This window comes from Actinomadura mexicana (assembly GCF_900188105.1).
Classification (GTDB): Bacteria; Actinomycetota; Actinomycetes; order Streptosporangiales; family Streptosporangiaceae; genus Spirillospora; species Spirillospora mexicana.
The window spans coordinates 77,409-103,809 of record NZ_FZNP01000020.1; the positions used below are offsets into that span (position 1 = coordinate 77,409).

The following is a 26,401-nucleotide window of genomic DNA, read 5'->3' on the forward strand; positions in this document are numbered from 1 at the left end:
CTAGCAATGGCCGGGCGGATATGAGCCGCCTCACTCCCGCGGAACCGCCTCACCCCCGCCGGCGGGCGCGAGCCTGGCGAGCAAGCCCGCCACGGTGGGCGCGGCCATCAGGGTCGCGATCTTCAGGTCCGCACAGCCGGGCTCCCGCCGGACGCGCCGCACCAGCTTCATCGCGAGCAGCGAATGCCCGCCGAGGTCGAAGAAGTCGTCGTCCGGGCCCACCTCGGGGACCCCGAGCTCCGCGGCGAAGATCCGGCACAGGGCCGCCTCCCTGTCGTCGCCCCGGCGCGCCGCCTGCGGGGCCGCCTCGGCGGTCACGGCGCGGGCGGTCAGGACGGCCGGCAGCGCGCCGACCCTGACGCCGGGATCGTCGGCGACGGCCGCGAGCAGCGCGATCAGACCGTCCGCCAGCGCGGCGACCGTGGCGCGGTCGAACAGGTCGGCGGAGTAGTCGACGACGAGCCGGAGCCCGTCCGGTCCCTCCCGGAAGATGAAGTCCAGGTCGAACTTCGCCGAACCCGGCCCGAACACCGCCTCCCGCTGCTCCAGGCCGGGGAACCGCACGTCGCCGACGCCCTGGTTCTCGTACCCGACCATCACCTGGAACAGCGGGTTGCGCCCGGGCACGCGGCGCGGGCGCAGCGCCTCGACGACCGCCTCGAAGGGCAGGTCCTGGTGGGCGAGTCCGGCGAGGTCGGCCTCCCGGACGCGGGCGAGCAGCTCGGCGAACACCGGGTCGCCGGACACGTCCGCGCGCAGGACGAGCGTGTTCACGAAGAACCCGACGAGGTCCCGGGCGGCCTCCTCGGTGCGTCCCGCGACGGGGCTGCCGAGGGGGATGTCGTCGCCCGCGCCCGTGCGGTGCAGCAGTGCGGCGACGGCGGCCTGGCAGAGCATGAACATGCTGGCGTTCGCGTCCCGCGCGACGCGCCCGAGCCGGCCGGTGAGGCCGGGCGGCAGGTCGGCGGTGAGGGTGCCGCCGCGCTGCCCGACCGTGCCGGGGCGCGGCCGGTCCACCGGCAGCGGGATCTCCTCGGGCAGGTCCGCGAGCGCCCGCGCCCAGTGGTCGAGCTGCCGGGCGTGGACGCTGCCGGGGTCGGCCGGGTCGCCGAGCAGCTCCCGCTGCCACAGGGCGTGGTCGGCGTACTGGACGGGCGGCGGCTCCCAGGCGGGCTCCTTGCCGTCCAGCCGCGCCGCGTACGCCTCGGCCACGTCGCGGGCGAACGGCCCGAACGACCATTCGTCGAACGCGATGTGGTGGAAGACGGCGAGCAGCAGGTGCTCCCGCGCGCCTTCCGGGAAGACCGCGACCCGCAGGGGGATCTGCTCGGCGAGGTCGAACGGCCTGGCGATGACGTCCTCGGGCGCGCAGGTCGCCGCCTCCAGGACGGGCCGCGCCTCCTCCGGGTCGAGGATCCGCTGGTAGGGCACGCCGTCGTGCTCGACGAAGACCGTCCGGAGGCTCTCGTGCCGGGCGGTGACGTCGCCGATCGCCGCCTCCAGGGCCGCGAGGTCGAGGTCGCCCCGCAGGCGGACCGCGAGCGGCAGATGGTAGGCGTCGCGGGGCCCGTCGTCCTCGCGGAGCAGCTGGTCGAGCATCCACAGCCGCCGCTGGGCGGACGACAGCGGCACGCGCTCGGGCCGCTCTCCCGGTTCCAGGACGGGCCGGGCCCGTACCTCGGCGCCGCGGTGCAGGCGCCCGGCCAGCTCCGCGACGGTCGGCGCCTCGAACAGGTCGCGGATGGCGAGCTCGGCGCCGAGCACCGCCCGCGCCCTGCCGACGAGCCTCGTCGCGAGCAGCGAGTGGCCGCCGAGGTCGAAGAAGTCGTCGTCGATCCCGGCGCCGGGCGCGTCCAGGACCTCGGCGAACAGCGTGCACAGCAGGCGCTCGACGGGGGTGCGCGGGGCCCGTCCCGTGCGGCGCGGGCCGTCCTGCCCGGGATCGGGCAGGGCGCGCCGGTCGAGCTTGCCGTTCACCGTGAGCGGCAGCGCGTCCAGCGTCATGATCGCGCTCGGCACCATGTATCCGGGCAGGCGCGCCTTGAGGCTCTCGCGGACCCGCGCGGCCAGCACGCCGTGGTCGCGCGCGGCGACCGGATCGTTCGCGTACGAGGCGGGCGCGCGTCCGGGCTCGGCCGGCAGGCACGCCGCTCCCCCGCCGAACACGGCGTCATAGCGGCCGAGCCGGTCGGACGGTGTGAGCACGACGTCCGGGAAGAGTTCGTGGAGCGTCTCCGGCTCGATCCCCTCCGGGGCCGAGGCCAGCGCCGCCCGCGCCTCGTCCGGCGACGCCCCGGCGTCCAGCGCCCGCAGCGCCGCGACCTCGCCCGACGACCTCGGGTCGGGGATTCCCCGGACCCTCAGCGGTCCCGCGGGCCTGTTCCCGAGGTCGTCGAGAGCGGTCCAGTCGATGGCCGGGGTCGGCGGGGCGGGGGCCGCGTCCTTGCGCAGGACGACGTCGTACCGGTGGCGGGTCAGTTCGTTGTGGCGGGTGCCGCGTTTGACGAGGACGTCCACGCGGGCGGGCCCGTCCAGCGCGGCGAAGAAGGCGGGGTCGAGGAGGAGTTCCTTCTCCAGGCGGACGGCGCGCTCGATCGCGTCCGGATCGCCTCCGCCGCGTCCGAGCTGGACCGCGGCGTGCAGGCAGCGGACCGTGCGCAGATCGCGGACGTCCCCGACGAACAGGGCGCCGCCCGGGGCGAGCAGGCGCATCGCCTTGGCGACGACGTCCTCCAGGTAGGCGGCACCGGGGAAGTACTGGACCACCGAGTTGATGACGACGGTGTCGAAGTGCCCGTCGGGCAGGCCGCCGGTGTCGTGGGCGGGCCGGCAGCTGAGGCGGACGGGCGAGCCGGAGCCGACGGCCCGCCAGTCCTGGGACGCGGGCTCCGCGGCGCCTCCGCCGAGGTCCGCGCGGAGCTTGGCGATGACCGGCTCGGAGAAGTCGGTCCCCCAGTACTCCTCGCTCTCGGGCGCGAGGCGGGTGAGGAGCAGGCCCGCGCCGACGCCGATCTCCAGGACGCGGCGGGGGCCGAGCGCGCGGATGCGCTCGACGGTGGTCTCGCGCCACTCGCGCATGTCGTCCAGCGGGATGGGGGCGCCGTCGTAGCTGCTGTCCCAGCCCGCGAACTCCTCGGCGTGGACGACCGTGCCGACCTCGGTGTACTCGGTGTCGTAGATCTGCCGCCACTCGGCGAGCTGCTCCTCGGCGGCGCCGTCGCGGGAGCCGTCCGGGACGACGTAGCCGATGAGGCGCCGCACGCCGGGGACGCCGGTCTCGGCCGCGACGACGGCGGCCTGGCCGACGCCGGGCTCGGCGGCGAGCGCGGTCTCGATCTCCTCCAGCTCGACCCGGTAGCCGCGGATCTTCACCTGGTCGTCGGTGCGGCCGAGGAAGTCGATGTTGCCGTCCTCGCGGACGCGCACGAGGTCGCCCGTCCGGTACATGCGGGCTCCGGGCGGGCCGGACGGGTCGGCGACGAAGCGCTCGGCGGTCAGGTCGGCGCGTCCGAGGTAGCCGCGCGCCAGCCCGGCGCCCGCGATGTACAGCTCGCCGGGCGCGCCGGGCGGGACGGGACGCAGCCAGGCGTCCAGGACGTATCCGCGGGTGTTCCAGATCGGCTTGCCGACGGTGGGGGTGGCGCTGTCCCCGGTGCCGCCGCCGAGCGTGTTGATCGTGTACTCGGTCGGGCCGTAGAGGTTGTAGCCGAGGACGCCGTCGGCGCGCGCGAGCCGCTCCCACACCGCCGTCGGGACGGCCTCGCCGCCGAGCAGGACCAGGGGCGGCCGGTGCCCGCCGTCCAGGAGTCCCTCTTCCAGGAGCTGCTGGGCGTAGGTCGGCGTCACGTTGATGACGTCGATCTCGTGCTGCCGCAGGTAGGCGGTGAGTGCCTGGGCGTCGCGGCGGAGGTCCTCGTCGCAGACGTGCACCTCGTGGCCTTCGATGAGCCAGAGCAGCTCCTCCCACGACATGTCGAAGGAGAAGGAGACGGTGTGGGCGATGCGGAGGCGGCGCCCCGCCGACGCGACCACCGGGTCGAAGATGTTGGCGCGGTGGTTGAACTGCATGTTGGTGAGCCCCCGGTAGGGCGTCACCACGCCCTTGGGCCGCCCGGTCGAGCCCGACGTGTAGATGACGTAGGCGGGGTGGTCGAGTCTGTGGGGCGTGCCGGGCGCGAACCCGGGGACGTCGTCTGGCGCCAGGTCGTGGGCGGGCTGCGCGGCGAGGGCCCGCGCGGTCGCCGGGTCGTCCAGTGCGAGGGTGGCCCCGGAGTGGGTGAGGCCGGCGGCGATGTCGCGGTGCGAGACCAGGCAGACCGGTGCCGCGTCCTGGAGCATGTAGTCGAGCCGGTCGGCCGGGTAGTCGAGTTCCAGCGGCAGGTAGGCGGCGCCCGTGCGCAGGACGGCGAACAGGGCGACGACCATTTGCGCCGAGCGCGGCAGGGCGAGCGCGACGACCTTCTCAGGACCGGCGCCGTGGGCGAGCAGGAGCCGGGCGAGCCGGTTGACCTCGGCGTTCAGCTCGCCGTAGGTGAGGCGGACGTCCGGGAGCGAGACGAGCGCGGAGTCGCCGGGCCGCTCGGCCGCGCGCTCGGCGAGCAGCTCGGCGACCGTCAGCTCGGGAACGGGACGGCGCGCCTCGTCCCAGTCGCGCCGGAGCCGGTCGTGCTCCTGCGGGACGAGCAGGTCGAGGCCGTGGCACGGGGATCCGGGCGCCTCGGCGAGCCGCCGCAGGACCTGGACGTAGCGGTCGGTGACGCGCTCGGCCCCGGCCTCGGTGAACGCGTCGCCCCGGTACATGACGCGCAGGCCGGCGTCCGGCTCGACGACCATGGTGATCGGGTAGTGGGTGGCGTCGCGGACCTCGCGTCCGACGACCCGCAGGTCTCCGTCCGGGCCGAAGGCGCGGTCGGTCGGCATGCCCGGGAAGTTCTGGAAGACGAACAGCGTGTCGAAGAGGGTGCCGAGCCCGGTCGCGCGCTGGACGTCGGCGAGCGCGACGAAGGAGTGGTCGAACAGCTCGGACTGGGCGGCCTGGACCCGGTCGAGGACCGCGGCGAGGGAGTCCGCCGGGCCCGCCTGCACGCGGACGGGGACGGTGTTGAACAGCAGCCCGACCATCGACTCGACGCCGTCCACGTCGGGGTGGCGTCCGGAGACCGAGGCGCCGAAGACGACGTCGTCGCGCCCGGTCAGGCCCATCAGGACGAGACCCCACGCGGTCTGGAAGAGGGTTCCGGGTGTGACGCCCCGGTCCCGCGCGACCTCGTCCAGGCGCTCCGCGAGCCCGGCGGGCAGTGCGCGGTGCACCTCACCGGCGCCCGCGAGGTCGGCGGGCGCGTCGACCAGGCCCGGCCGGACGAGCGCGGGCTCGTCGAAGCCGTCGAGCGCGCGCCGCCAGGCGTCGGCCGCGGCATCCCTGTCGCGGCCGTTCACCCAGTCGAGGAACGCGCGGAAGGGCGGGGCGGGACGGCGGGCCTCGGCGGCGGCGTCGGTGTAGGCGCCGAGCAGCGAGGTGACGAGCAGGCCGCCGGACCAGCCGTCCAGCAGGATCAGCTCGGAGGTGAGGACCAGCCGGTGGTCGTCCTCGGCCAGGCGGGCGAGGGCGAACCGGATCAGCGGCGGCGCGGCGGGGTCGAACGGCTCGGCGCGCTGGGCGTCGACGAACGCCTCCAGCTCGTGCGGGGCCACGTCGGCGTGCGTCCACGGGGTCTCGAAGTCGTCCGGGACGAACTGGACCGCGCGGTCGCCGTCCGTCCGGAACCCTGCGCGGAGGTTGGGGAACTTCTCCAGCGTCGCGCGCACCGCCTGCGCCATCCGCTCGGGGTCGACCGGCCCGGACAGCGTCACCACGGCCTGCTGGACGTAGATGTCGCGGTCCTCGCCGGCCAGCATCAGGTGGTAGAGCAGCCCTTCCTGGAGCGGCGACAGCGGAAGCTCACCGGCAGGGTCCCCCGGCCGGGCGGGCTCATCCGTCGCGGAGGGCGCGGCGGTGAGGGCGAGGGCCTCGACGGTCCGCAGCCGGAAGACGTCCCGCACGGTGAACGAGAGGCCGGCGCGGCGGGCGCGGGCGACGAGGAGCGCCGCGCTGATGCTGTCGCCTCCCGTGCGGAAGAAGTCGTCGTCGACGCCCACGGCGTCGCGGCCGAGGACGCTCGCGGCGAGGCGGGCGAGGACGCGTTCCGGTTCGGTGGCCGGGGCCCGCCCCCCGGCCGGGCGTCCGGGCTCGGGGAGAGCCCGCCGGTCGACCTTCCCGTTCGGGTTGAGGGGAAGCTCGTCCAATACGACCAGGTCGGCGGGAACGAGATAGTCGGGCAGCACCGCGCACAGCGCCGCGTCGAGCGTCTCCGGTTCGACGTCGCCCGTGACGTAGCCGACGAGGCGGGATCCGTGCGCGGCGACGGCGGCACGCCGCACCCCGGGCTGGGCGGCGAGCGCGGACTCCACCTCTCCCGGCTCGATACGGAAGCCCCGGATCTTGATCTGCTCGTCGGCGCGGCCGAGGAAGTCCAGCCCGCCGTCCGGGCGGCGGCGGACGCGGTCCCCGGTGCGGTAGAGGCGGGAGCCGGGCGGACCGAACGGGTTCGCCACGAAGCGCTCGGCGGTGCGGGCGGGGTCGCCGAGATACCCGCGCGCCAGCCCGTCGCCCGCGAGGTAGAGCTCACCGACGGGGACTTCGCGGAGCGCGGCGTCCAGGACGTGGGCGCGGGTGTTGGCGATGGGCCGCAGCCCGCCCCCCTCGGCGGCGAGGCTGTCCCCTGCGGCCTCCGAGCACCCGTACAGGTTGACCAGCCGCGCCGGCACCCGGTCGGCGAGCGCGCCGGGCAGCGCTTCGCCGCTGCTGATCCACGTGGTCACCGAGGGCGGCGGGCCGCTGTCCACGAGCGCCGCCAGCAGGCTCGGGACGAGCGTGACGAGGCCGATGTCGTGGCGGTCGATGAACTCGGCGAGCGCGACGGCGTCGGCGGCGGTCTCGTCGTCGGCGATGACGACCGTGTCGCCCGCGACGAGGCCGCCGAGGAGTTCGGTCGTCCCGTCGATGAACGCGGGCGAGCTCTTGGCGGCGCGGATGCCGGGCGCGGCGAGGCCGGCACCCCAGGCGAGCCGGTTGGCGAGGGCGCGCTGCGTGCCGGCGACGGCCTTGGGAGTCCCGGTCGAGCCGGAGGTGAACACGACGTAGGACGTGTGGTCGGGGTGGACGTCCGGGCTCTGGCGGCGGGGCGCGTCCAGGGGCGGCTCGTCGCGTCCGAGGACCAGCAGCGGCCGGACGGTGTCGAGCATCGCGGCGATGCGGGCGGGCGGGTACGCCAGGTCGACGGGCAAGTAGGCGGCACCCGTCTTGAGCACGGCGTAGAGCGCGACGGCGAACTCGTCCGAGCGGGGCAGCGCGAGCGCGACGACCTGCTCGGGGCGCGCCCCCGCGGCGGCGAGCCGGTCGGCGAGGGCCTCGGCGCGGCGGTCGAGGTCGGCATAGGTGAGGGCGGCGTCGCCGAAGACCAGGGCGGTCCTGTGCGGCGTCCGCGCCACCTGCGCCTCGATGAGCTCGGCGACGGTCTGGGCGGGTGGCTCGCACGCGGTGTCCGGGTGCTCGACGGGCGCGTCGAGGGAGGACAGCCGGCGGCCGGGATCGGCGGTGACCTTGGCGAGCAGCGCGCCCAGGTCGTCCATCAGCCGCTCGACGGTCGGCGCGTCGAACAGGTCTGCGGCGAACGCCGCGAACCCCTCGACCTCGTCGTCGCCTTCCGCGAAGTACAGGTCGAGGTCGAACTTCACGCCGCCGGTCTCCGGCAGGAACGGCTCCGCGCGCACGCCGGGCAGCGCGAGCCGCACGTCCTCCAGCCGCTGGTGGACGATCATCACCTGGAACAGCGGGCTGCGGGCGAGGGAGCGTTCGGGGGCGAGCCGGTCCACGACCCGCTCGAACGGGACGTCGGCGTGGGAGAACGCGGCGAGGTCGGCGGCCCGGACGCGGTGGAGCAGCTCGGCGAACGTCGGATCGCCGGACAGGTCGGTGCGCAGGACCAGCGGGTTGACGAAGACGCCGACCAGGTCGGTGAGGTCCTCGTCGGTGCGTCCCGCGATCGGGGAGCCGAGGGCGATGTCGTCGCCCGCGCCGGACCGCCGGAGCAGCGCGGCGACGGCGGCGTGCAGCACCATGAACACGCTGGCACCGGTGTCGCGGGCCAGCCGCCGCGCCCCCGCCGCCGGAAGCCGGAACGGCACCAGCCCGCCGCGACGGCTCGCCTCGGCCGGACGGGGCCGGTCGAACGGCAGGACCGTCTCCTCGGGCAGCGCGGCCAGCGCGTCCGCCCAGAAGTCGAGTTGCGGCGCCGTGCCCGGGGCCGCCTCGCGCTGCCAGGCCGCGTAGTCGGAGTACTGGACGGGCAGCGGCTCCCAGCCGGGGGCCCGGCCGTCCTGGCGGGCCTCGTAGGCGCGGGCGAGGTCGGCCAGCAGCGGCGTGAACGACCACTCGTCGGCGGCGGCGTGGTGCAGGAGAAGGATCAGCGACCAGTCGGCGTCGCCCGTCCGGACGAGGGTGCCGCGGACGGGGAGGTCGCGTCCGATGTCGAAGACGTGCGCGGTGGCGGCCTTCTCGACGGCCGCGCGTCCTTCGGGGGTCTCGTCCCGCGCGTCGATGACGGCGAGGCGCACGGGGACCTTCGGGCCGAGGACGCGCTGGACGGGCAGGCCGTCCGGCCCCTCGACGAGGAGCGTGCGCAGCGCTTCGTGCCGGGCGACGACATCGGCGAACGCCCGGTCGAGAGCGGCCTCGTCGACCGGGCCGTGCAGGCGGATCCCGAGCGGCAGCGAGTAGGAGGCGGACGGGCCGCGCAGCCGTTCCTCCAGCCAGAGCCCGCGCTGCGCCGCCGACGCCGGGACGACCTCGGGGCGCGCGACGTCGCGGACGCGAACGGCGTCGGTCGCGACCAGGCGGGGCGCGAGCGCGGCGACGGTCGGCGCCTCGAACACGTCCGCGATGGACGGCTCCGCGCCGAGGACGGTCCGGGCCCTGGCCGCGAGCCGCGCCGCCAGCAGCGAGTGCCCGCCGAGCGCGAAGAAGTCGTCGTCGATGCCGACGCCCTCGACGCCGAGCAGCTCGGCGAAGATCGCGCAGAGGGCGGCCTCGCGGGCGTCGCGCGGCGCCCGTCCCGACACCTCGGCCCCGGGGGCGGGCAGCGCGGCGCGGTCGAGCTTGCCGTTGACCGTCCGGGGCAGCCCGTCCAGGGCGATGAGGGCGGACGGCACCATGTACTCGGGCAGCGCCCTGGCGAGCGCGTCGCGCAGGTCCGCTTCGTCCGGGCCGTCGGCGGGGACGTAGTAGCCGACCAGGCCGGGGTCGCCGGGGCGGTCCTCACGGACGACGACCGCGGCCTGCGCGACGCCGGGCTGCGCGGCGAGCACGGCCTGCGCCTCGGCGGGCTCGATCCGGAACCCGCGGATCTTCACCTGGTCGTCGGTGCGGCCGAGGTACTCCACGGACCCGTCGCGGGCGCGCCGCGCGAGGTCGCCCGTCCGGTACATGCGGGATCCGGGCGGGCCGGACGGGTCGGCGACGAAGCGTTCCGCGGTGAGGTCGGGCCGGCCGACGTAGCCGCGGGCGAGCTGCGCGCCCGCCAGGTACAGCTCGCCCGGGACACCCGGCGGGACCGGGCGCAGGGCGGCGTCCAGGATGTGGGCGCGGGTGTTCCAGAAGGGGGTGCCGATGCCTTCTGCGGGCAGGTCCGCGGACGTCGCCCAGATCGTCGCCTCGGTCGGCCCGTACATGTTGGTCGCGAGCGCGGCCGACTCCGCCAGCGACGCGGCGAGCGCGGGAGGCAGCGCCTCACCGCCGACCAGGACACGCAGGCCCTTCAACGCGTCCGGGTCGAGCGTGCCGAGCAGCGACGGGGTGCCCTGGACGATGGTCGCGTCCGCCAGGAGCCCGGCGAGGGCGGCCGGGTCGCGGACCGTCCCGCGCCCGGCGAGGACGACCGTCGCACCGCTGATCAGCGGGACGAACAGCTCCAGGGCGGCGATGTCGAACGCGATGGTCGTGACGGCGACGAGGCGGTCGCCGGTGCCGAGGTCCAGCCGGGCGCGGGTCGTGAGCAGGAAGTTCGTGAGCGCGCCGTGCGGGATGGCCACGCCCTTGGGGCGTCCGGTGGAGCCGGAGGTGTAGATCACGTAGGCGAGGTCGTCCGGGCGCGGGCTCGCCGGCCGGGTGTCTCCGGCGTTGCGAAGTGAGTGGTCGAGGACGAGGAGGTCCGTCACGTCCGGGAGGAGCGGCGCCGTGTCGCCGGTGACGATCGCGCAGAGCGGCCCGGCGTCGTCCAGCATGTAGGCGAGCCGGTCGGCGGGATGGTCGAGGTCCAGCGGCAGATAGGCGGCGCCTGCCTTCAGGACGCCGAGGAGGGCGACGACGAGGTCGGGCGTGCGCGGCAGCGCGAGCGCGACGACGCTCTCCGGCCCGGCGCCCCGGGCGCGCAGCCCGGCGGCGAGCGCGGACGCCCGCTCGTCCAGCTCGGCGTAGGTGAGGGCGGCATCACCCGCCTGGACCGCCGTCGCGTCCGGCGTCCGGGCCGCCTGCTCCTCGAACAGCGCGACGACGTCGGTCGCGGGAAGTGCGCGGCCGGTACCGTTCGCCTCGCCGATCAGGGCGCGCTCCCCCGCGCTCATGACCTCCAGCGCGCCGATGGGCCGGTCGGGGTCGGCCAGCGCGTCGCCGAGAAGCGTCTCCAGGTGGGCGAGCAGGGCGTCGATGCGCTCGTCCTCGAACAGCTCGCGCCGGAACGTCGCCTCGACCGTCATCCCCTGCGGCCGGACGAACGCCTCCAGCGACAGGTCGAAGTGCGTGGTCCCGTTGTGGACGTGCGTCCAGCTCGACGCGATGCCGGGCAGGTCCAGCTCGCCTATCTCCTGGGCGAGGAACAGTAGCATCGTGTCGAAGAACGCCGAGCGCCCCCGCCCGCGCGCGGGCCGCAGTTCCTGGACGAGCCGGTCATACGGCAGCGCCTGGTGCGCGAAGGCCTCGGCGACCGTCCGGCCCACCCGGCGCAGCGCCTCCCGGAACGTCGGTGTCCCGGACAGGTCGGTGCGCAGCACGAGCGTGTTGCCGAAGTTCCCGACGAGCCGCTCCACCTCGGCGTGCTCGCGGTTCATCACCGACGACCCGATCGCCACGTCATCGGATCCGGTGTAGCGGTGCAGGAGGACCGCGTAGGCGGCCGTCATCACCATGTACGGGGTGAGGTTCTCCTCGGCGGCGAGCTTCCGCATGCCCTCGGTGACGGCGTCGTCGAAGCGGCGCGCCCGCCGTCCCCCGCGCTCGGACACGACCGCGCCGCGCGGATGGTCCGCGGGCAGGTCGAGCGGAGCGGGGGGCGGATCGAGGCGTCGGCGCCAGTAGGCGAGGTCGTCCTCGGCGACGGGCCGCTGCTGCTCCCACTCGGCGTGGTCGGCGTACTGGACGTCCAGCGAGGGCAGCCCGTCCGGGGCACCGGTGACGGCCGCGCGGTAGAGCGCCGAGAGGTCGCGCGAGAGCGAGCCCCAGGTCATGCCGTCCCACGCGATGTGGTGCACGACGAGCACGAGCGCGTGCTCGTCGTCGCCGAGTCCGAGCAGCTCCAGCCGGATCGGCCGCTCGGCCCGCAGGTCGAACGGGAGCGCCGCCAGCTCCGCCGCCCGCGCCCCGGCGTCCGCGCACCGGACCGGCGGCAGGTCGAGCGAGTCGTCCTCCGTGACGATCTGCACCGCCCTCTGATCGGGACCGTCCGCGTAGACGGTGCGGAGGACGGCGTGCCGCCGGATCAGCGCCCGCAGCGCCTCGCGGAGGGCCCCGGCGTCGAGCGGGCCGGACATGCGGACGAGCAGGCAGACGTTGTAGGCGGGGCTGTCCGGGAAGGCGCGGTGGTGCAGCCACATGCTCTGCTGCGCGTAGGAGAGGGGGGCCGGTCCGTCCGACCCTCTGGGGGCGAGCCGGGCGGTGTCCGCGCCCAGCCCGGCCTCGGCCATCATCCGCCGTATCAGTTCGCGCCGCCGCGCCGCCGTCGTCGTCTGCTCCACGCTCAACTCTTTCGTCGTCGGCTTCGCCACCGCGGGTTAGGTTAGCCTTGCCTATAAAAAACGTGCAAGGTTAGCCTTACCTAAGTTTGACCTTCCGGCCGCGAAAGGAAGCTGCCTTGTCCACTGGTCTGCGCACCGAAGCGAACCCCGTCGAGCTGGTCGTCGAGCATGCCTCGGCGCCGCTCGCCCTCATGGCCCGCCTGGCCGGATCGGGCCTGTTCGGCGACCACGTCGTCTACGAGCGGCCCGGCTCATGGACGTTCGCGGGAGGCATGCTCGCCGAAGTCGTCCTCGACGCCGACGCCGTCCACGCCCACTGGCCGGACCGCGCCCCTATCACCCGTCCATGGACGGGACGCCCCGCCGACGCACTCCGCGACACCTTCGCCGACGCGCCCCTGCCCGCCTGGAACGCTTACGGCTGGATCGCGTTCGAGTTCGCCGCGACTCGTCCCTCTGGACGGCTGGCGCACCTGATCGTCCCCCGCACCGAAGTTCGGGCCGAGAGCGGCCGCGTCACCATCACCGGCGTGGACGAGGCAGACATCGAGCAGGTCACCGAACTCCTGGCCAGACCGGACGGCCGTGCCGTCGGCGAGCCCTCCCCCGTCGACGTCAGAGTCGGCGGCGCCGCCTACCGCGAGCGCGTCGCCGAGGCCGTGGGCGAGATCCACGCGGGCCGCTACCAGAAGGTCATCGTGTCGCGCCGCCTGGACATCCCCCACCCGGTCGACGTCGTCTCGACCTACGTCCGGGGCCGCGAGGCCAACACCCCGGCCCGCTCGTTCCTGCTCGACATGGGCGGCTTCCAGGCCACCGGGTTCAGCCCCGAGGTGCTCGCGAGCGTCGACTCCTCGGGGAACGTCATGACCCAGCCCCTGGCCGGCACCCGCGCCTTCGGCCTCGGCGCCGACACCGACGCACGCACCCGCCACGACCTGGAGACCGACCCCAAGGAGATCTACGAGCACGCCGTCTCCGTCCGTACGTCGCAGGAGGAGCTCTACCGGGTCTGCGACCAGGAGAGCGTCCGCGTGACCGGTTTCATGACGGTGAAGGAGCGCGGGAGCGTCCAGCACCTGGGCTCCAGCGTCAGCGGCACCCTCTCCCCCGGCCGCGCCGCGTGGGACGCCCTGGACGCCCTCTTCCCAGGTGTCACCGCGTCCGGCATCCCGAAGCCCCAGGCGATCGAGGCCATCACCCGCCTGGAGGAGCGCCGCGGCCTGTACTCGGGGGCCGTCGTCACCGTCTCCCGTGACGGCGCGCTGGACTCCGCTCTCGTCCTCCGCGCCCTCTACGCCGAGAACGGCCGAGCGTGGCTGCGTGCCGGCGCAGGCATCGTCAGCGCCTCCACTCCCGACCGCGAATACGAGGAGACCTGCGAGAAGCTCTCCAGCATCGCGCCGCACGTCGTCCCGCAGACCTGACCGGTGGCGGGTAGGAACCCGCCATGCCGGAACCTCCTGACGTCGAAGGCTTCCGCCGGGTGCTCGCCGAGCACACCGGCGAGCCGATCGCCTCAGTGTCGGTTCTAGACCCCGGCGTCCTGCGCGGAGTCACCGCCCGGCGCCTTCGCACGGCGCTGCGCGGCCACCGCTTCGAAGAACCGCACCGCCACGGCAAGTGGCTGCTGGCCCCGGCGCAGGGCCCGGTCGTCCTGCTCCACTTCGGCATGACGGGCTCGCTCACCTGGCACCGCCCGGACGAGCCGCGCCACCGCCACGACCGCCTCGTCTGGGAACTCCCCGCCGGCGAAACTCGCTACAGGTCCCGTTCACGGTCGATGGCCTCAATCTGCACGTTGAGTTCGCGCGGTCCAAGACCCGGTCACGTCCATCGAACGCTTGCCGCCGAAGTCACGGTGCGGACAGTGACTACCGACGCTCGCGAGTTCCGGCGCGCGCGTTACACAAATCAGAGGCTCACACCTAGGAGCTCAATATGCGAGTTGCCAGGAAATACCAGCCCGTGGACCAGCGGGATCGCCCCGTCATCATCTACGGTGGACGCGTCAACGTGCGCATCATCGGCGAAGAGCGCAAGGATGTGGCCGTCGCTCTCGACAGCCCCATCTGGGGGCTCGGAATGCCCCGCAGGTGCATCGGCGACCATGACGAGCTGATCCTCGTCGCCTGTGGCTGGTGGAACTTCCTTCTCCCCTGGGGCAAGACGATCACCGTCCGCGTCCCGCGAAACACCGAGGTCGAAGTGCGCATCGCCCGTCGGGCCTTCACCGAGGGCGACCTGGAGACGCCTCCTCTCATCGACAACGCAACTGAGGTCGAGTAGGAGAGGGCCTCTCGGGGCCGCCTCCAGCATCCTTGACTGCGTAAGCGGTCTACCGCAGGTGACGTCATCACCTGTCGCACCAAGGGCCCTGGCATCAACCAGGACCCCTCACCGGGAGGGCCTGGCACAGCCGGGCCCTCCTCTTCCGTCTCACGAACGCCGCCGTGTCCGCGACCCTCTTGCGTCCACACCCACACCTCAGAGGATCCCCCGTTCGTAGTCGTGGTACTTGCCGACGAGAGTGCCGGTGTCCAGTGGGGGCCACTCGGTCAAGGTGCCGGCGTTGCGGTCGACGATGAGGATGTTGCCGGACGGCTGGATGGCCGGGCGGGCGATGAAACCCTCCTCGAAGGATTCGACGGACAGCAGGACGGGGCGGCCTGCCGTGCGGGCGTACCAGGCATCTGCGCGCCGCCAAGCCTCGGCGCGGTCGACCGGATCAATGGCCAGACCGTAGGCGGCCAGCACATCGGAGATGTTGCGGACCGTCCGGCAGCGTTCGATGCCGCAGGCCAGGCAGACGAGTCGATCGCGCGCGCCCCACCCGTAGCGGTGAGCGGAGAGGACAGTGGTCAGCGCTGCCGACGTCGCCAGGGCCAGTGTCCGGGCCGTCCGTACGAACGAAGCGCTGTGGGAGTCGAGAGCGTCAGGGTTCGCCAGGACCAGTCGGTCGAGTGCGTGCGTGTCTGTGCGCATGGCGGAGGTCATCGCAGACCGCACCCGGGCGACGGTCCGCTCCCGCAGCTCGTGGCCACTCACGCCGCTTCACCGAAGGTCGCGGCGAACAGAGCGGCGACGGTACGGGACCGGTCATTGCCGAACCAGCCCCAACCGGCGGCCAGCAGAGAGACGGTCCGCAGACCGCGCCCGGACTCGGCGTCGTCGCCTGCGTCGGTGACGGCAGGCTCGGACGGGGCGCCCTCATCGGTGACGGCGACGGCGACAGAACCGTCCCAGCGGGCGATCTCAACGGTGAAGGTCCCGCCGGACTGGCCGGACTTGGTATGGCGCAGGGCGTTCACCACCAGTTCGTCCACCGCGAGGAGCACCTCGTCGAGTAGGGGGCAGCCATCTAGCAGCATCGCGGTGAAGCGCCGGGCGGCACGCGCCTGAACGAGCTCGCCGGGAAAGGCGCGCCGCCAGCGCTGTGCGGCTGCAGGGATGGGCAAGAGGGGAATCGGTCGTGACATGGGTTCCTCAACACGGAGTGGCCGGTTCATCATCGTGCGTGTTCATCGTCACACCGCCCACAGCCGAACAGACGGAAAAGCCCACGTCAGCCCGCCGATTCGCACGCCTGCCGCCTGCACATCGACCAGCCGTGGCCGATGACGTCGACACGTTCACGAGCGGAACATGTCACTCCCCGCTCTTCCACGTGCCCTGACCGCCGGCGCCTGCACAACGCCCCGCCATAGCTGTGCGAGTCACGCGTCCCGGAACAACCGGCGGGTCGAGAGTGGAAAGCACGCCGCACGTGGACCGCGACCTGGACATGCGGATTTTCTGGAAAGCCCTGTACCTGCACGCTGATCGTCTGCAGACCATCAGCCCTCCTCCGTACGACTGGTCTTGCCTCGACCGCTCCACCGAATCGGACGAGAGGGCCGAGCATGTTCGAATTCTGAACGTGCACATGCGGAACGTTCGCGCTTACATGGGGTGTGGCGTCTCCGGAGGCCGCCCCCGCACGCCCGCCGGAACATGTCCAACGTGAGACGAAAAGCACGGCAAGTCCGCTGTCAGGTCGACAGCGGAGCAGGTCTCCGTTCCTCCGGCGGAAAGGACCGAAAGCGTGGGCATCGAGCAGTCCGGCGGGACCGACACCCGAGTCGAGGGCGCCGACGAACCCCCGGGCCGGGACCGGCCCCCAGCGCCACCGCCCGACCGTCCCGGACAGCCCGGCACCCCGTCCCGCCTGGAGAGCCTCCGCGCCGCCCGGGAAGCCCAACTAGCCAGCGCGGCCGAACAGGAGAGCCGGCAGACAGCCCCACCCAAGGCCAGCACCGACCAGCGCGACGAAATAGGGGGCAAAGAGACCGAGCCCTCCCGCGAACAGCAAGCATCGGAAGAAGCTAAGACAGCAAACGACAGCAACGAACCCAAGGCCGAAATCGGCGAACCCACCGAGGAGCCGAACGCCGAACAACGCGTCGGAGGGGAGGACAAGGAAGCCAAGTCCACCCCAGTCCAACAGCAGTACGCCGACAAAGCAAACGGACCTGAGGCAACAGACGAGGTCGGCGGCACTTCGACAGATGCCGAGGAAGGTGACGCCTCACTCCTCGAACCAGAGATCGCCGAAATGTCGCGCCCGGTCGACTCTGAAGTGCGTCCTGGCCCAGCAGACACCAGTGAGGCAACCGGGCAGTCCGGCGGCGAACATCTGGATATTAGGATTGAGGAGTCCGAGGGCCTCCCGGGGGAGACCACCGCTCAAAGTTTGGATCCGCCAGCTGGGACAGAGGCCGCCGAAGGCCAACCTGCTGCCCGCGACGCCGAAACTGGAACAACCGAGCAGGCAGAACGTCCGAACGAGCCCGGAGAGGATCGCCGCCTCCCGGACGCGGGTGAGGCTGCTCCGCAAGCTTCGGAAGAACCTGATCGAGCCGACTCCCTCGACACGATCGACGGGCGGCCGACCATGGGCAGCCAAGCAGCGCCTCACGAGGCCCCCATGCACCTCAACAGTCAGGAAACCGGGCCTGTCTCGCTGCCGGAGACAGAGGAGGAGGGCCGGGGGTCACCGACCCAAGTCGACGAAAGCGATTTCGGATCCCAGACCGAGAACCAGGATAGCGATTCGAGAGAGCGCCCCGAACCTCAGACAATCGCCAAGGGCAGTAAAAGCAAGATTGATCAGCAACTGGATCTCGGCGATAAAATGGCCCGACTCGCTGACCAAAAGGTCGACAGCGAGATCGACCTGACCCTCACCAAAGTTAACCCAAAGTTCGACTGGACCCGCTCCGATTACTCCGAAAACTGCACAGGCGTTGTGCAGGCGAACGAGTTGCGGCGACGTGGCCATGACGTGGAGGCCGGACCACTGGAGAAGCACCTACGGTCTGATCAAAACGGCCCAGGCGGTCGCAATATCAGCGTCATCGAACAAGCATGGGGTGGTAAGTTCACTCCCGGGACCAAGGCCGAGATCGAGGAGGCGTTCAAACAGCCGGGCTCACGAGGTATCGTCTACATCGCCTGGAATGGTGTAAATAGTGGCGCGCATGTCTTCAGCGTAGAGAACGTTGGAGGAAGGGTTCGCTTTGTTGACGGCCAGCCGAAACCTCCCCTCCGAGATGTCGCGCACTACTTCACCGCCGGGCACTCTACGAAGTATCTTCGAGTAGACGACCTACCGACACCATCCAACCACCAGATAGACCCGTTCCTCGAACCATGAGAACTAGTCACACATGGAGACGCAAGATGGCTATTAGTTATGAGCAGGCCCGTGAACTTGTCCGCGAACATTTCGAGCCCAACTGGACAAAGGGAACTTTTTGTCTGGACGATCGCTGGATCAGGGAGAACGATGAATTTTACGTCTTCAACATCGGCGCTCGCGAGTTCGTCATAGATGGAGATGACTCATTCGCGATCATAGGCAGCGTTCCCATTGTCCTAAAAGACGAAGGTCGAGTGGCATCCCGTCCCTCTGCAATGATTGCCACCGACCCTTCGATTCGAAACACGCCGAATCCGAATCCGACGTTCAGGTCTAACCAATAAATGGGAAAGTTCAAGCCACATCCGCACTCTGACGGAGCCGGAGAGACTGAAAACCCGACACGGTGAGTCTTTCTGGCTTACGCATCTAAGAGTGGCTACTCCTCGGGTAGGGCGTGCGGCACCCGACTGGGCGGTATCGCGAGACGATGCTACTTCTCGCGCCAAGCGGCGACTTCGGGCGCCGGTCTTTCGCATTTCACCAAGTGAAGGAACCGGGATGGAGATCGTTGATGGGCAAGCGTGAGGTTTATGTTTCGGTTGACGTAGAGGCTGATGGGCCGATTCCGGGGCCTTACTCCATGCTGAGTTTTGGTATGAGCGCGTGCGGAATCTTTGATGGGCAGGAGTTCAGGTCGGCCGATCCGGCTGAGAGCACGTTCTACACGGAGTTGAAACCGATCAGCGATGGCTACGTCCCCGAGGCGTTGGCGGTCAGTGGGTTGGACCGCGACCATCTGGCTGCCGAGGGGCGCGAACCGGGCGAGGCGATGGACGCGGCCGTTGACTGGGTGAATGCCGTGGCGGCCGCGGCGGGTGCCTCGCCCGTACTGGTGGCCTATCCGCTCGGCTTCGACTGGATGTTCCTGTACTGGTACTGGACGCGATTCGCCGAGGCCGGGTCTCCGTTCGGGCACTCCCGGCACCTGGATCTCAAGAGCATGTACGCCACCAAGGCCGGGACTTTGGTCGTCCGCTCGACCAAGCGTCAGATGCCTGCCGAGTTGCTGTCCGATCGACCGCACACGCACAACGCGCTGGACGACGCCATCGAGCAGGCGGAACTCTTTCAGAACCTAATCCGCTGGCAGGGTATTCGCGCCGACCACGCGTGAACCTTCACGACTGCCCGGGTGGCCTTCCCGTCAGGCTCCTGCAGGTACCCGTGCGGCCGCTGGAGCCGGTATCTTCTCGCGAACGATCTTGCCTCTCCCCTCGGCTGATCGGACGTCGCCCCGATGGGCAGCGTCTCCTCGCCCGTGCCGGAACTGAGCCTGCTCGCCGAATTCGAGAAGCGGCTCGAAGGAGAGTTCATCTCGGACGGGTTCGAGTTGTTCGAATTCGGAGAGCCGAAGCACGACGCATGGTCGGTCGCCCAGGAGTTCGTCGAGGCGGTCCTCCCCTTCGCCCAAGCCAACGGCTCGGGCTCGTTCTATGCCATGTGGCGCATCCATGACCGCGCGGACCTCGCCACCCTGCCGATCGCGGTGTTCGGTGACGAGGGAGGAGTCCATGTCACCTCACGCAACCTCCGGGACCTGTTCCGCCAGCTCGCGAGCGACCGGCCACTATATGTGGACTGGAGCGACGCCTACTTCGGAGAGTACGAAAGTTACCACCGCGAACGCCACGGTGCCCCCCAGGCGCACCAAGCTTACGTCGCCTGGCTGAGCCAGCATTTGGCCTTGGTCCGGCGAGCGATCCCAATGAGCTGGTCGAGGCAGCCCAGAAGAACTCGGGGCGCGGTTCGAGGCCTGGCTCGGATTACTCACGCAAGGAACTTGAAAGTGAGAGCTCGGGCCGCGCACCGGATGCAGATGGTGGGGGTTGTTCAGTTGTCGTGGGTGACGCCGCGGTCGGGGGCGGTCATGTCGCCTGTCTCGGGTGTGCCGTCGGCCAGGCCATAGCGGAGGTACACGGTGCCGTTCGGGGCGGCTGACGGTGGTTCCAGGAGGGTGAGGTTGGTGGGGACCTCGCCACCGTCGAAGACCTTCTTTCCGACGCCGAGCACTATCGGGTGCACCCAGAGGTCGAGGCGGTCGAAGAGTTTCTCGCGCAGGAGCGTCTGCACCAGGTTCAGGCTTCCGACCACCTTGATGTGCTCGTGCCGATCACGGATCTCGCGTACTGCGGCGGCCAGGTCCCGGCCGAGTTGCTCGGACCCGGACCAGGAGAGGTCCGGCCGGCCGCGTGAGGCCACGTACTTCGGGACGCGGTTGAAGAGCGTGGCGATGTCGTTGTCCTCGCCGCCCTCTTGGTGCGGCCAGTAGGCGGCGAAGATGTCGTACGTCCGCCGGCCGAGGAGGAGCGCGTCCGTGCCCTCGTACGCGGCACCGACCTGCGCCCCGGTGGCCTCGTCCAGCAGGGGTGCCTGCCAGCCGCCGAACGGGAACCCGGCAGGGTCCTCGTCTGGGCCGCCGGGCGACTGCCCGACGAGGTCGAGGGTCGCGAACAGCTCTATGTGGATGAGGCCCATCTCCTGCTCCCGATGTTCGGTGGTCGGTTGTAGGGGTCGGGAGGTAGACCTGCGGGCGCCGACAGACTCATCGCCGCGATGGCATCCCCAGCCCCTCTCTACCCGCACGTCCGATCCCTCGAACAGCGCATGGCGAGGTCCGATGCTGGGCGGCCCCGATACCTGGGGGCAAGGAGGCTCGGTCCTAGACTTCGCAGATGACCAGCGATCTTCTGGATCTCACCGTTCTGGGTTCTGCGACGCCGTACCCGAGTGTGGACAATCCGTGTTCTGGCTACCTGGTGTCCAGTGGGGACACACGGGTGTGGGTGGATGCGGGCACCGGGACGCTGGCTCAGCTGCAACGACACATCCGGCTGGACGAGCTGGACGCGATCTGGATCTCGCATCTGCACGCCGACCACAGCGCGGACCTGCTCACCGCCTACTACGGTGCCTTGTACGCCGACGTCCAGCTCGCCGCCCCGATCCCGCTGTACGGCCCGCCTGGCACGGCTGACCGGCTGGCGCACTTTCTGACGAACACCTCCACACGCAGCCCCGTCGAATCCGCCTTCGCCATTGATGAACTGCATGATGGGCACCAGGCGCGTGTCGGGCCTCTCACGCTGACCAGCCGGGCGGTGGCGCATGGCATTCCGGCCTTCGCTCTGCGAGTCGAGGTCGCTGGGCGGTCGTTGGTCTACTCCGGAGACACCGCGCCCTGTCCCAGTCTGACGCATCTGGCGGAAGGGTGTGATGTGCTGTTGTGTGAGGCCGAGAGCGCAAAGGTGCAGAGCGAAGAAGAACAGGTGCATCACACGCCGGACGACGCCGGCGACGCTGCGGCCCGCGCGGAGGCAGGACGGTTGGTCGTCACGCATGTCGGACGTTTCCTCACGCCGCAGGAGGCAGTGGCCCGCGCCTCGACCCGGTTCGAGGGCCCCATCGACTACGCCACGCCTGGCGCCACCTTCTCGGTCGGATGAGCCACGACAACTTCCAGAGCGCATGTCCAGTCATGCGGCTGTCCTGCTGGTGGGATGTAGGAGCGCTCTAGGAAAGTGGGCACCAGACCCATGGCGCTCTGGATGACGTGGGGTTGGACGGTCTCGCGCGTGGGGTGCTGGAAGCTGAGCTAATGAATGTTCAGGTCGTGCACGTTCGACCTACGTTCTTTTTAACGCTTATGTGCCTGTTCGACATAGAATTGTCATCCTGTTCGAGCTGACCAGCCGTTCATTTCTCGGCATTCCTTCGAAAGCTTGGTGTACATAAGGTAGTGACATGGTCACGCTTCCGATTCCCCGGGGGTCAGCATGGTCAGCCCGTATGTACGACGCCAGCGTCTGGCGGCCGAACTCCGCAGGCTCCGCGAGGAGCGCGGCATGATGGCGGAGGAACTCGCCAAGCGCATCCACTACTCGCGCATGAAGATCAGCCGCCTGGAGAACGCTCACGGCCGCCCCGATGTCAGTGACGTCATCCAGATCCTTGATGCCCTCGACATCACAGACGCAAGGTGGGAGGAGATCGTCCGCCTCGCACACCAGGCGGCGATCAAGGGCTGGTGGGACCGCTACGGCGAGGCCATGGGAGCACGGCACCGGCTTTACGCCGACATCGAGTCGGGCGCAGGCAGCATTCGCGAGTACAACCTCAGCGCAATTCCCGGAATCCTCCAGACCGCCGAGCACACGGCGTGCCTCATCGAGCTGGCGAAGAAGGAGGGGCAGCTCGATTTCCAGCCGGAGAAGATGATGGAGGCTCGCTTGAAGCGACAAGAGGTCCTTCTCCGCCAGGACGGTCCCACGTACGAGTTCGTCATCGATGAGGTGATCGTCAGGCGTCGCACCGTTCCGAGGGCCATCATGGCAGCCCAGCTACGGCACATGGTCAAAGTAGTGACGGCCGAGCCCCGGTTCTCCCTGCGAGTGCTCCCCACGCACGCCGACATGGAAGGATCTCTGCTTCCGAAGGCCACGTTCGCGCTCTATACCTTCCCAGACCCGGCAGACCCACCGATGGCCGTAGTTGACACCATCACTACCGACCTCATTCACACCGAGCGCTTGGAGGTGAAGCGGTATATACAAAGATACGAAGACCTCACCAGAGGAGCGCTCGCGCCGCAAGACAGCCTGGCGCTGCTCACCGAGGCGGCTGACCTGTTGATCAACGAGGCGGGACCCCCAGCATGACCAAGCAGTACACCCGGTGGCGCAAGTCCCAGCACAGCGAGCCCAATGGTTCTTGCGTGGAGGTGGGACGAGCGGCAGACGGAACTATCGGCGTCCGGGACACCAAGAACCTCGGGCAAGGCCCGATCTTGGAACTGACGCCCCAGGAGTGGGCTGCCCTTCTCGACTCGGTCCGACTGATTCAGATCGAACGCAGCTGACCGTCGTCGGCGTCCTCGTCCGTTGCGGCTCGGACGAGGACGCCTGGACGCTTCCGGTCTACGACCGCTGCGTCGACCTCGTCATTGAGATCGGCGCACCGGCGCTCATCGGGGGCAGGTGGGGCGGTAGTCGAGGGTGGGGAGGGTTTGGTGCCATTCCTTCTTTGTCAGGCCGCCGGTGGTGTTCTTGCAGAGGGCCGCCCTGGTGAGGGCGGGGGCCAGGTCGTGGGTGAGGACGGTGCCGGCTTCGGCGGCGCTGGTGAGGGTCTTTCCGTCCGAGGAGAACGCCAGGGCGCCGATCTCGGTCTGGTGGCCGGTCAGGGGCAGCGCGTAGGAGCGGCCGGATTCGACCTCCCATAGGCGGATCTGGCCCAATGCGTCGCCGGTGGCAAGGAGCGTGCCGTCAGGGGAGATCGCGGCGGCCCTCACGTAGCCCTTGTGGCCGCGCAGGATCAGGCCGCGCGAGCGGAGCGTCCTGCCATCGGCGAGAAGGACTTTCTGGTCCGTCTCGGTTCCCTCGGCGCTCACGATGGTGCGGCCGTCTCGGCTCATGGTGAGGAGGGTGCTGAGGAAGGTGTCGTCGCTTCTGGCGAGGACTCGTCCGGACGGGTACTCGATGAGGCCGGACTTGCCGTCCGTCATCAGCGCCTTTCCGTCCGGGCGGAAGACGATGCGTTTGACGAATGTGTCGGCCGACGATGGCACTGCGCGGATCTGCCGGAACGTCTTCGCGTCCCAGAGCTGGAGTTCTCCCGCGGTGCCACGGCGAACCAGGAGGACCAAGCCGCGGCCGTCCGGGGACAGGGCCATGGCCTGGATCCTGTCAGCGGGCTGGGGCAGCGTCACATCGCCGAGCTTTGCGAACTTCTTGGCGTCGGTGATGGTGACGGTGCGGGTGTTCTTGTAGATGGCCAGCCGCCCGCCGTCCGCGCTGAGGGCAAGGTCGTTGCCGTTGCCGGAGTACTCGTAGTCGGACGAGAGGCCGAACCCCCGGTTGACGGCGCTCTTTCGCCGGACGTCCCAGAAGTGCACCGAGTCTCCGCTGCGGTACACCATGGTCGAGGCGTCTGCGGAGATGGTCGTCTTCTGGAACAGGCCGCTTCCCTGGATGACCTTGGTGCTCAGGAAGGTGCTGATGTCCAGGGACGAGATCTGGCCGGTCGCCGGCTCGATGCAGCGTAGGGCCCGTTGCTCGACGAAGCGGACAAGGGCGCAGTCCGCGTTCGGCGCGTAGCGGATCACGGGTTCGTCGGGGGTGGACTGGCTGGCGCCGCCGTCCTTGAGGCGCCACATGGTTCTGCCCTGCGCCAGGTAGCGGCCGTCCTGGCTGAAGGCGAGGGCGGAGTACGTGTTCGCGGGCGCGAGCCTGAGGAACTGCTCGTCCGCGCCCAGCTTCCAGATCAGGATCTCCGCCTTCTTGCCCGTGGCGGGAGCGTTCGCCATGGCTAGCAGTGAACCGTCGGGGCTCACCTTCGCCGCGCTGACATACCTCCCCTTGAGCGCCTGGCTGAGGCGGGGCAGCGCGATCGTCGTCCTGGCCGCCAGCTGGTCGACGTGCACCGCGCCCTGGGGTGTGACGCCCGCGATGAGCTGGTCGCCCGCGTCGGCCGCGAGGATCTCGACGCCGTCCTTCGGGCGCGTCCAGCTCAGCGGGACCTGCCGGAGGGTCCGCAGGTCCCAGACGGTGCGGGCGTCGCGGTTGCCGGCGAGGAGGAGGTGTCCGGACGGGCTCAGGTCGATCCCGTCGAAGACCGTCGCGTTGGTGCCGGCCTTGCCGATGGGCAGCCTGCCGCGTTCCTTGCCGGACGCCGTGTCCCAGACGCGGGCCGTCCCGTCGGCCGCCCAGGTGACCATGGTGCGCGCGTCGTCGGTGACGACGAGGTCCAGGGTGTCGGCGCCGGTGATGGCGAATGCGTGCAGTTCGGCGTGGGAGTCGATGTTCCAGACACTGGCCTTTCCGCCGTCCACGACGGCGAGGATCCGGCCGCCCGGCGACGGCTGGCGGCGGGTCGTCGAACTCACGCCGGGCGGCATGAAGACGTCGCTCTCCCACTGGTATCGCAATGCCACCAGCGCCTCCCTGGTCTCCTTGGTGTCGGAGAGGGCACCGGCGGCGATGGCCAGGCGGCGGGCCGTCCTCGGGTCGCTCTTGCGGGTGGCCATCGCCACGGCCGCCAGGCGCCGCGCCTCCGCGTCGTCGCGCTGCCGCGCCACGGTGCGGCCCTGCTGGAAGACGAGCGCGCCCGCGACGAGCGTCACCAGCAGCAGGACGGCGAGGACCCCGGAGACCGCCGTCCGAAGGGTGGAGCGGCGGCGGACGGACGCGCGCCCGGCGTCCAGGAACGCCTGCTCCAGCGTGTTCGGCCGCAGCGTGCGGCTGCCGCCGACGGCCCAGGTCATCGCGCGTTCGAGGCGGGTCCCCTGGAGGAGGTCGCCGGCCTTGCGGCCGTGCGCGTCCCACAGGCGCGCCCCTTCGGCTAGTTCCTGGTGGACGTCCAGCTCCGGGCGCTCGGCGGCGGCCCAGTCGCGCAGCCGTGGCCAGGCGCGGAGCAGCGCCGGGGAGGCGAGGGTGAGGCGCTGCCCGTCCCAGGTGAGCAGCCCCGCGTGCGTGAACGCCGACAGGACTGCGTCGATCACGGGCTCCGGCGTGCGGCCGTCGCTGAACTCGGCGCGCGTCGCCGGGCGTACGAGGTCGTCTCCGGCCGACACCATCCGCAGCAGGATCTGAGGGACGGCCTGCTGCGCCTCCGGGCCGAGGCTGCCCATCGCCGCTTCGGCGCGCTCGCCCAGGGGCGGGGGCGCGGACTTGGGCATGCGGACGGCGCGGGCCTCCCGGGCCCCCTGCTCCAGAAGGTCCGCGTCAGGCCGTCCGCCGAGCAGGTCGAGGAGCAGGCCCGGCGCGTCGGGGCGCCGCCCCGGCTCCCTTGCCAGCGCGGCATCGACCATGGGCCGCAGCCGCTCGGGCACCATCGAGGTGTCCGGTTCGGTGTTCAGCACGGCGTGCATCACTTCGGGCAGGGAGCCGCCGTCGAACGGAGTGCGGCCGGACGCGGCGTAAAGGATCGTGGCGCCCCAGGCCCAGACGTCCACGGCGGGCCCGGGAGTCTTCCCCCGGAACACCTCGGGCGCCATGTACCGGGGCGTCCCCTTCATTTCGGTCGCGCTCTGCGACATGTCCTCGGTGCGGGCGATGCCGAAGTCGATGACGCGGGGGCCGTCCGGTCCCAGCAGCACGTTGGCGGGCTTCAGGTCGCGGTGCACGACGCCCGCCCGGTGGACGGTGGTCAGCGCGGTCGCGATCCCGACCGCCAGCCGGTACAGCTCGTCCGGCTTGTACGGACCGTCCTCCTCGACGGCCTGCTGGAGGTTCGGACCCGCGACGTACTCGCTGACGACGTACGGGAGCGCGTTGTCCAGGTCGACGGCGAGGACGCGCGCCGTGCAGAACTGCGAGACGCGCCGCACCGCCTCGACCTCGCGGACGAACAGGTCGCGGTGCAGGGCGGAGTAGTCGCCGTGGAGCGCCTTGACCGCGACCCGCATGCCGTCCGGGCCGTACCCCTCGTACACGACACCCTGCCCGCCGGCGCCGAGCCGGCCTGCGAGAAGGTAGTCGCCGAGCCTCGTCGGATCACCGGGTCCCAGCGGATCGGGTGCCACTAAGGTCTCCTCGCCTAATAGACATAATTGTCTATTAGGATGCCGACACCGGCGGCGGCGTTCGCGCGAAACGGTGAACACCGGTCGACGAACCGGCGACG

Annotated in this window: 13 protein-coding genes and 1 pseudogene; 9 read left to right on the forward strand and 5 right to left on the reverse strand. The window is 70.8% G+C overall.

From position 1 onward, the window contains the following. Nucleotides 1-30: 30 nt before the first annotated feature. Nucleotides 31-12,042: a non-ribosomal peptide synthetase gene (locus tag CHC11_RS35055; protein WP_089316183.1), complete on the reverse strand. Its 12,012-nt coding sequence runs from the start codon at nt 12,040-12,042 to the stop codon at nt 31-33. Nucleotides 12,043-12,158: 116 nt separating this feature from the next. Here CHC11_RS35055 and CHC11_RS35060 point away from each other — a divergent pair, with 116 nt between their 5' ends. From CHC11_RS35060 to CHC11_RS43055, 3 genes and pseudogenes are all read left to right on the forward strand, one after another. Then, nucleotides 12,159-13,469 (forward strand): salicylate synthase, encoded by a 1,311-nt coding sequence (locus CHC11_RS35060; RefSeq protein ID WP_245920168.1) that lies wholly within the window; start codon nt 12,159-12,161, stop codon nt 13,467-13,469. A gap of 23 nt (nt 13,470-13,492) precedes the next feature. After that, nucleotides 13,493-13,747, forward strand: a pseudogene (locus CHC11_RS43990) (DNA-formamidopyrimidine glycosylase family protein); the annotation flags it as partial. A 263-nt stretch (nt 13,748-14,010) separates the two neighbouring features. Continuing rightward, complete coding sequence (locus CHC11_RS43055) at nt 14,011-14,331, forward strand: hypothetical protein (RefSeq protein WP_245920170.1); 321 nt, start codon at nt 14,011-14,013, stop codon at nt 14,329-14,331. A gap of 198 nt (nt 14,332-14,529) precedes the next feature. Here CHC11_RS43055 and CHC11_RS35075 read toward each other — a convergent pair whose 3' ends face one another. Continuing rightward, entirely contained in the window at nt 14,530-15,027 is a 498-nt protein-coding gene (locus CHC11_RS35075) for a hypothetical protein (RefSeq protein WP_143227429.1), read from the reverse strand. 59 nt (nt 15,028-15,086) lie between these two features. Then, on the reverse strand, nt 15,087-15,521 hold the full coding sequence (locus CHC11_RS35080; RefSeq protein ID WP_089316187.1) for an ATP-binding protein: 435 nt from the start codon (nt 15,519-15,521) through the stop codon (nt 15,087-15,089). A gap of 605 nt (nt 15,522-16,126) precedes the next feature. Between CHC11_RS35080 and CHC11_RS35085 the strand changes: the two genes are divergently transcribed. From CHC11_RS35085 to CHC11_RS35095, 3 genes are all read left to right on the forward strand, one after another. Then, a complete protein-coding gene (locus CHC11_RS35085) occupies nt 16,127-17,737 on the forward strand; it encodes a toxin glutamine deamidase domain-containing protein (RefSeq protein ID WP_143227430.1) in 1,611 nt (536 codons plus the stop codon). Nucleotides 17,738-18,296: 559 nt separating this feature from the next. Further along, the gene (locus tag CHC11_RS35090; RefSeq protein ID WP_089316189.1) at nt 18,297-18,899 is read left to right on the forward strand and encodes a 3'-5' exonuclease family protein; all 603 of its coding nucleotides are present in this window, start codon (nt 18,297-18,299) and stop codon (nt 18,897-18,899) included. 123 nt (nt 18,900-19,022) lie between these two features. Next, nucleotides 19,023-19,691 (forward strand): hypothetical protein, encoded by a 669-nt coding sequence (locus tag CHC11_RS35095; RefSeq protein WP_089316190.1) that lies wholly within the window; start codon nt 19,023-19,025, stop codon nt 19,689-19,691. On the opposite strand, the gene CHC11_RS35100 is transcribed toward CHC11_RS35095, so the two are convergent. Then, nucleotides 19,616-20,260: a dihydrofolate reductase family protein gene (locus CHC11_RS35100; protein ID WP_089316191.1), complete on the reverse strand. Its 645-nt coding sequence runs from the start codon at nt 20,258-20,260 to the stop codon at nt 19,616-19,618. The genes CHC11_RS35095 and CHC11_RS35100 overlap by 76 nt on opposite strands. 197 nt (nt 20,261-20,457) lie before the next feature. Here CHC11_RS35100 and CHC11_RS35105 point away from each other — a divergent pair, with 197 nt between their 5' ends. From CHC11_RS35105 to CHC11_RS35115, 3 genes are all read left to right on the forward strand, one after another. Continuing rightward, nucleotides 20,458-21,228, forward strand: coding sequence for an MBL fold metallo-hydrolase (locus tag CHC11_RS35105; protein ID WP_089316192.1), 771 nt, complete (start codon nt 20,458-20,460; stop codon nt 21,226-21,228). A gap of 330 nt (nt 21,229-21,558) precedes the next feature. Then, the gene (locus CHC11_RS35110) at nt 21,559-22,440 is read left to right on the forward strand and encodes a helix-turn-helix domain-containing protein (protein WP_089316193.1); all 882 of its coding nucleotides are present in this window, start codon (nt 21,559-21,561) and stop codon (nt 22,438-22,440) included. Continuing rightward, entirely contained in the window at nt 22,437-22,640 is a 204-nt protein-coding gene (locus CHC11_RS35115) for a DUF397 domain-containing protein (RefSeq protein WP_089316194.1), read from the forward strand. The genes CHC11_RS35110 and CHC11_RS35115 overlap by 4 nt, the downstream gene beginning before the upstream one ends. Nucleotides 22,641-22,745: 105 nt before the next feature. Here CHC11_RS35115 and CHC11_RS35120 read toward each other — a convergent pair whose 3' ends face one another. After that, on the reverse strand, nt 22,746-26,300 hold the full coding sequence (locus CHC11_RS35120; RefSeq protein ID WP_179279162.1) for a serine/threonine-protein kinase: 3,555 nt from the start codon (nt 26,298-26,300) through the stop codon (nt 22,746-22,748). Nucleotides 26,301-26,401: the final 101 nt, after the last annotated feature.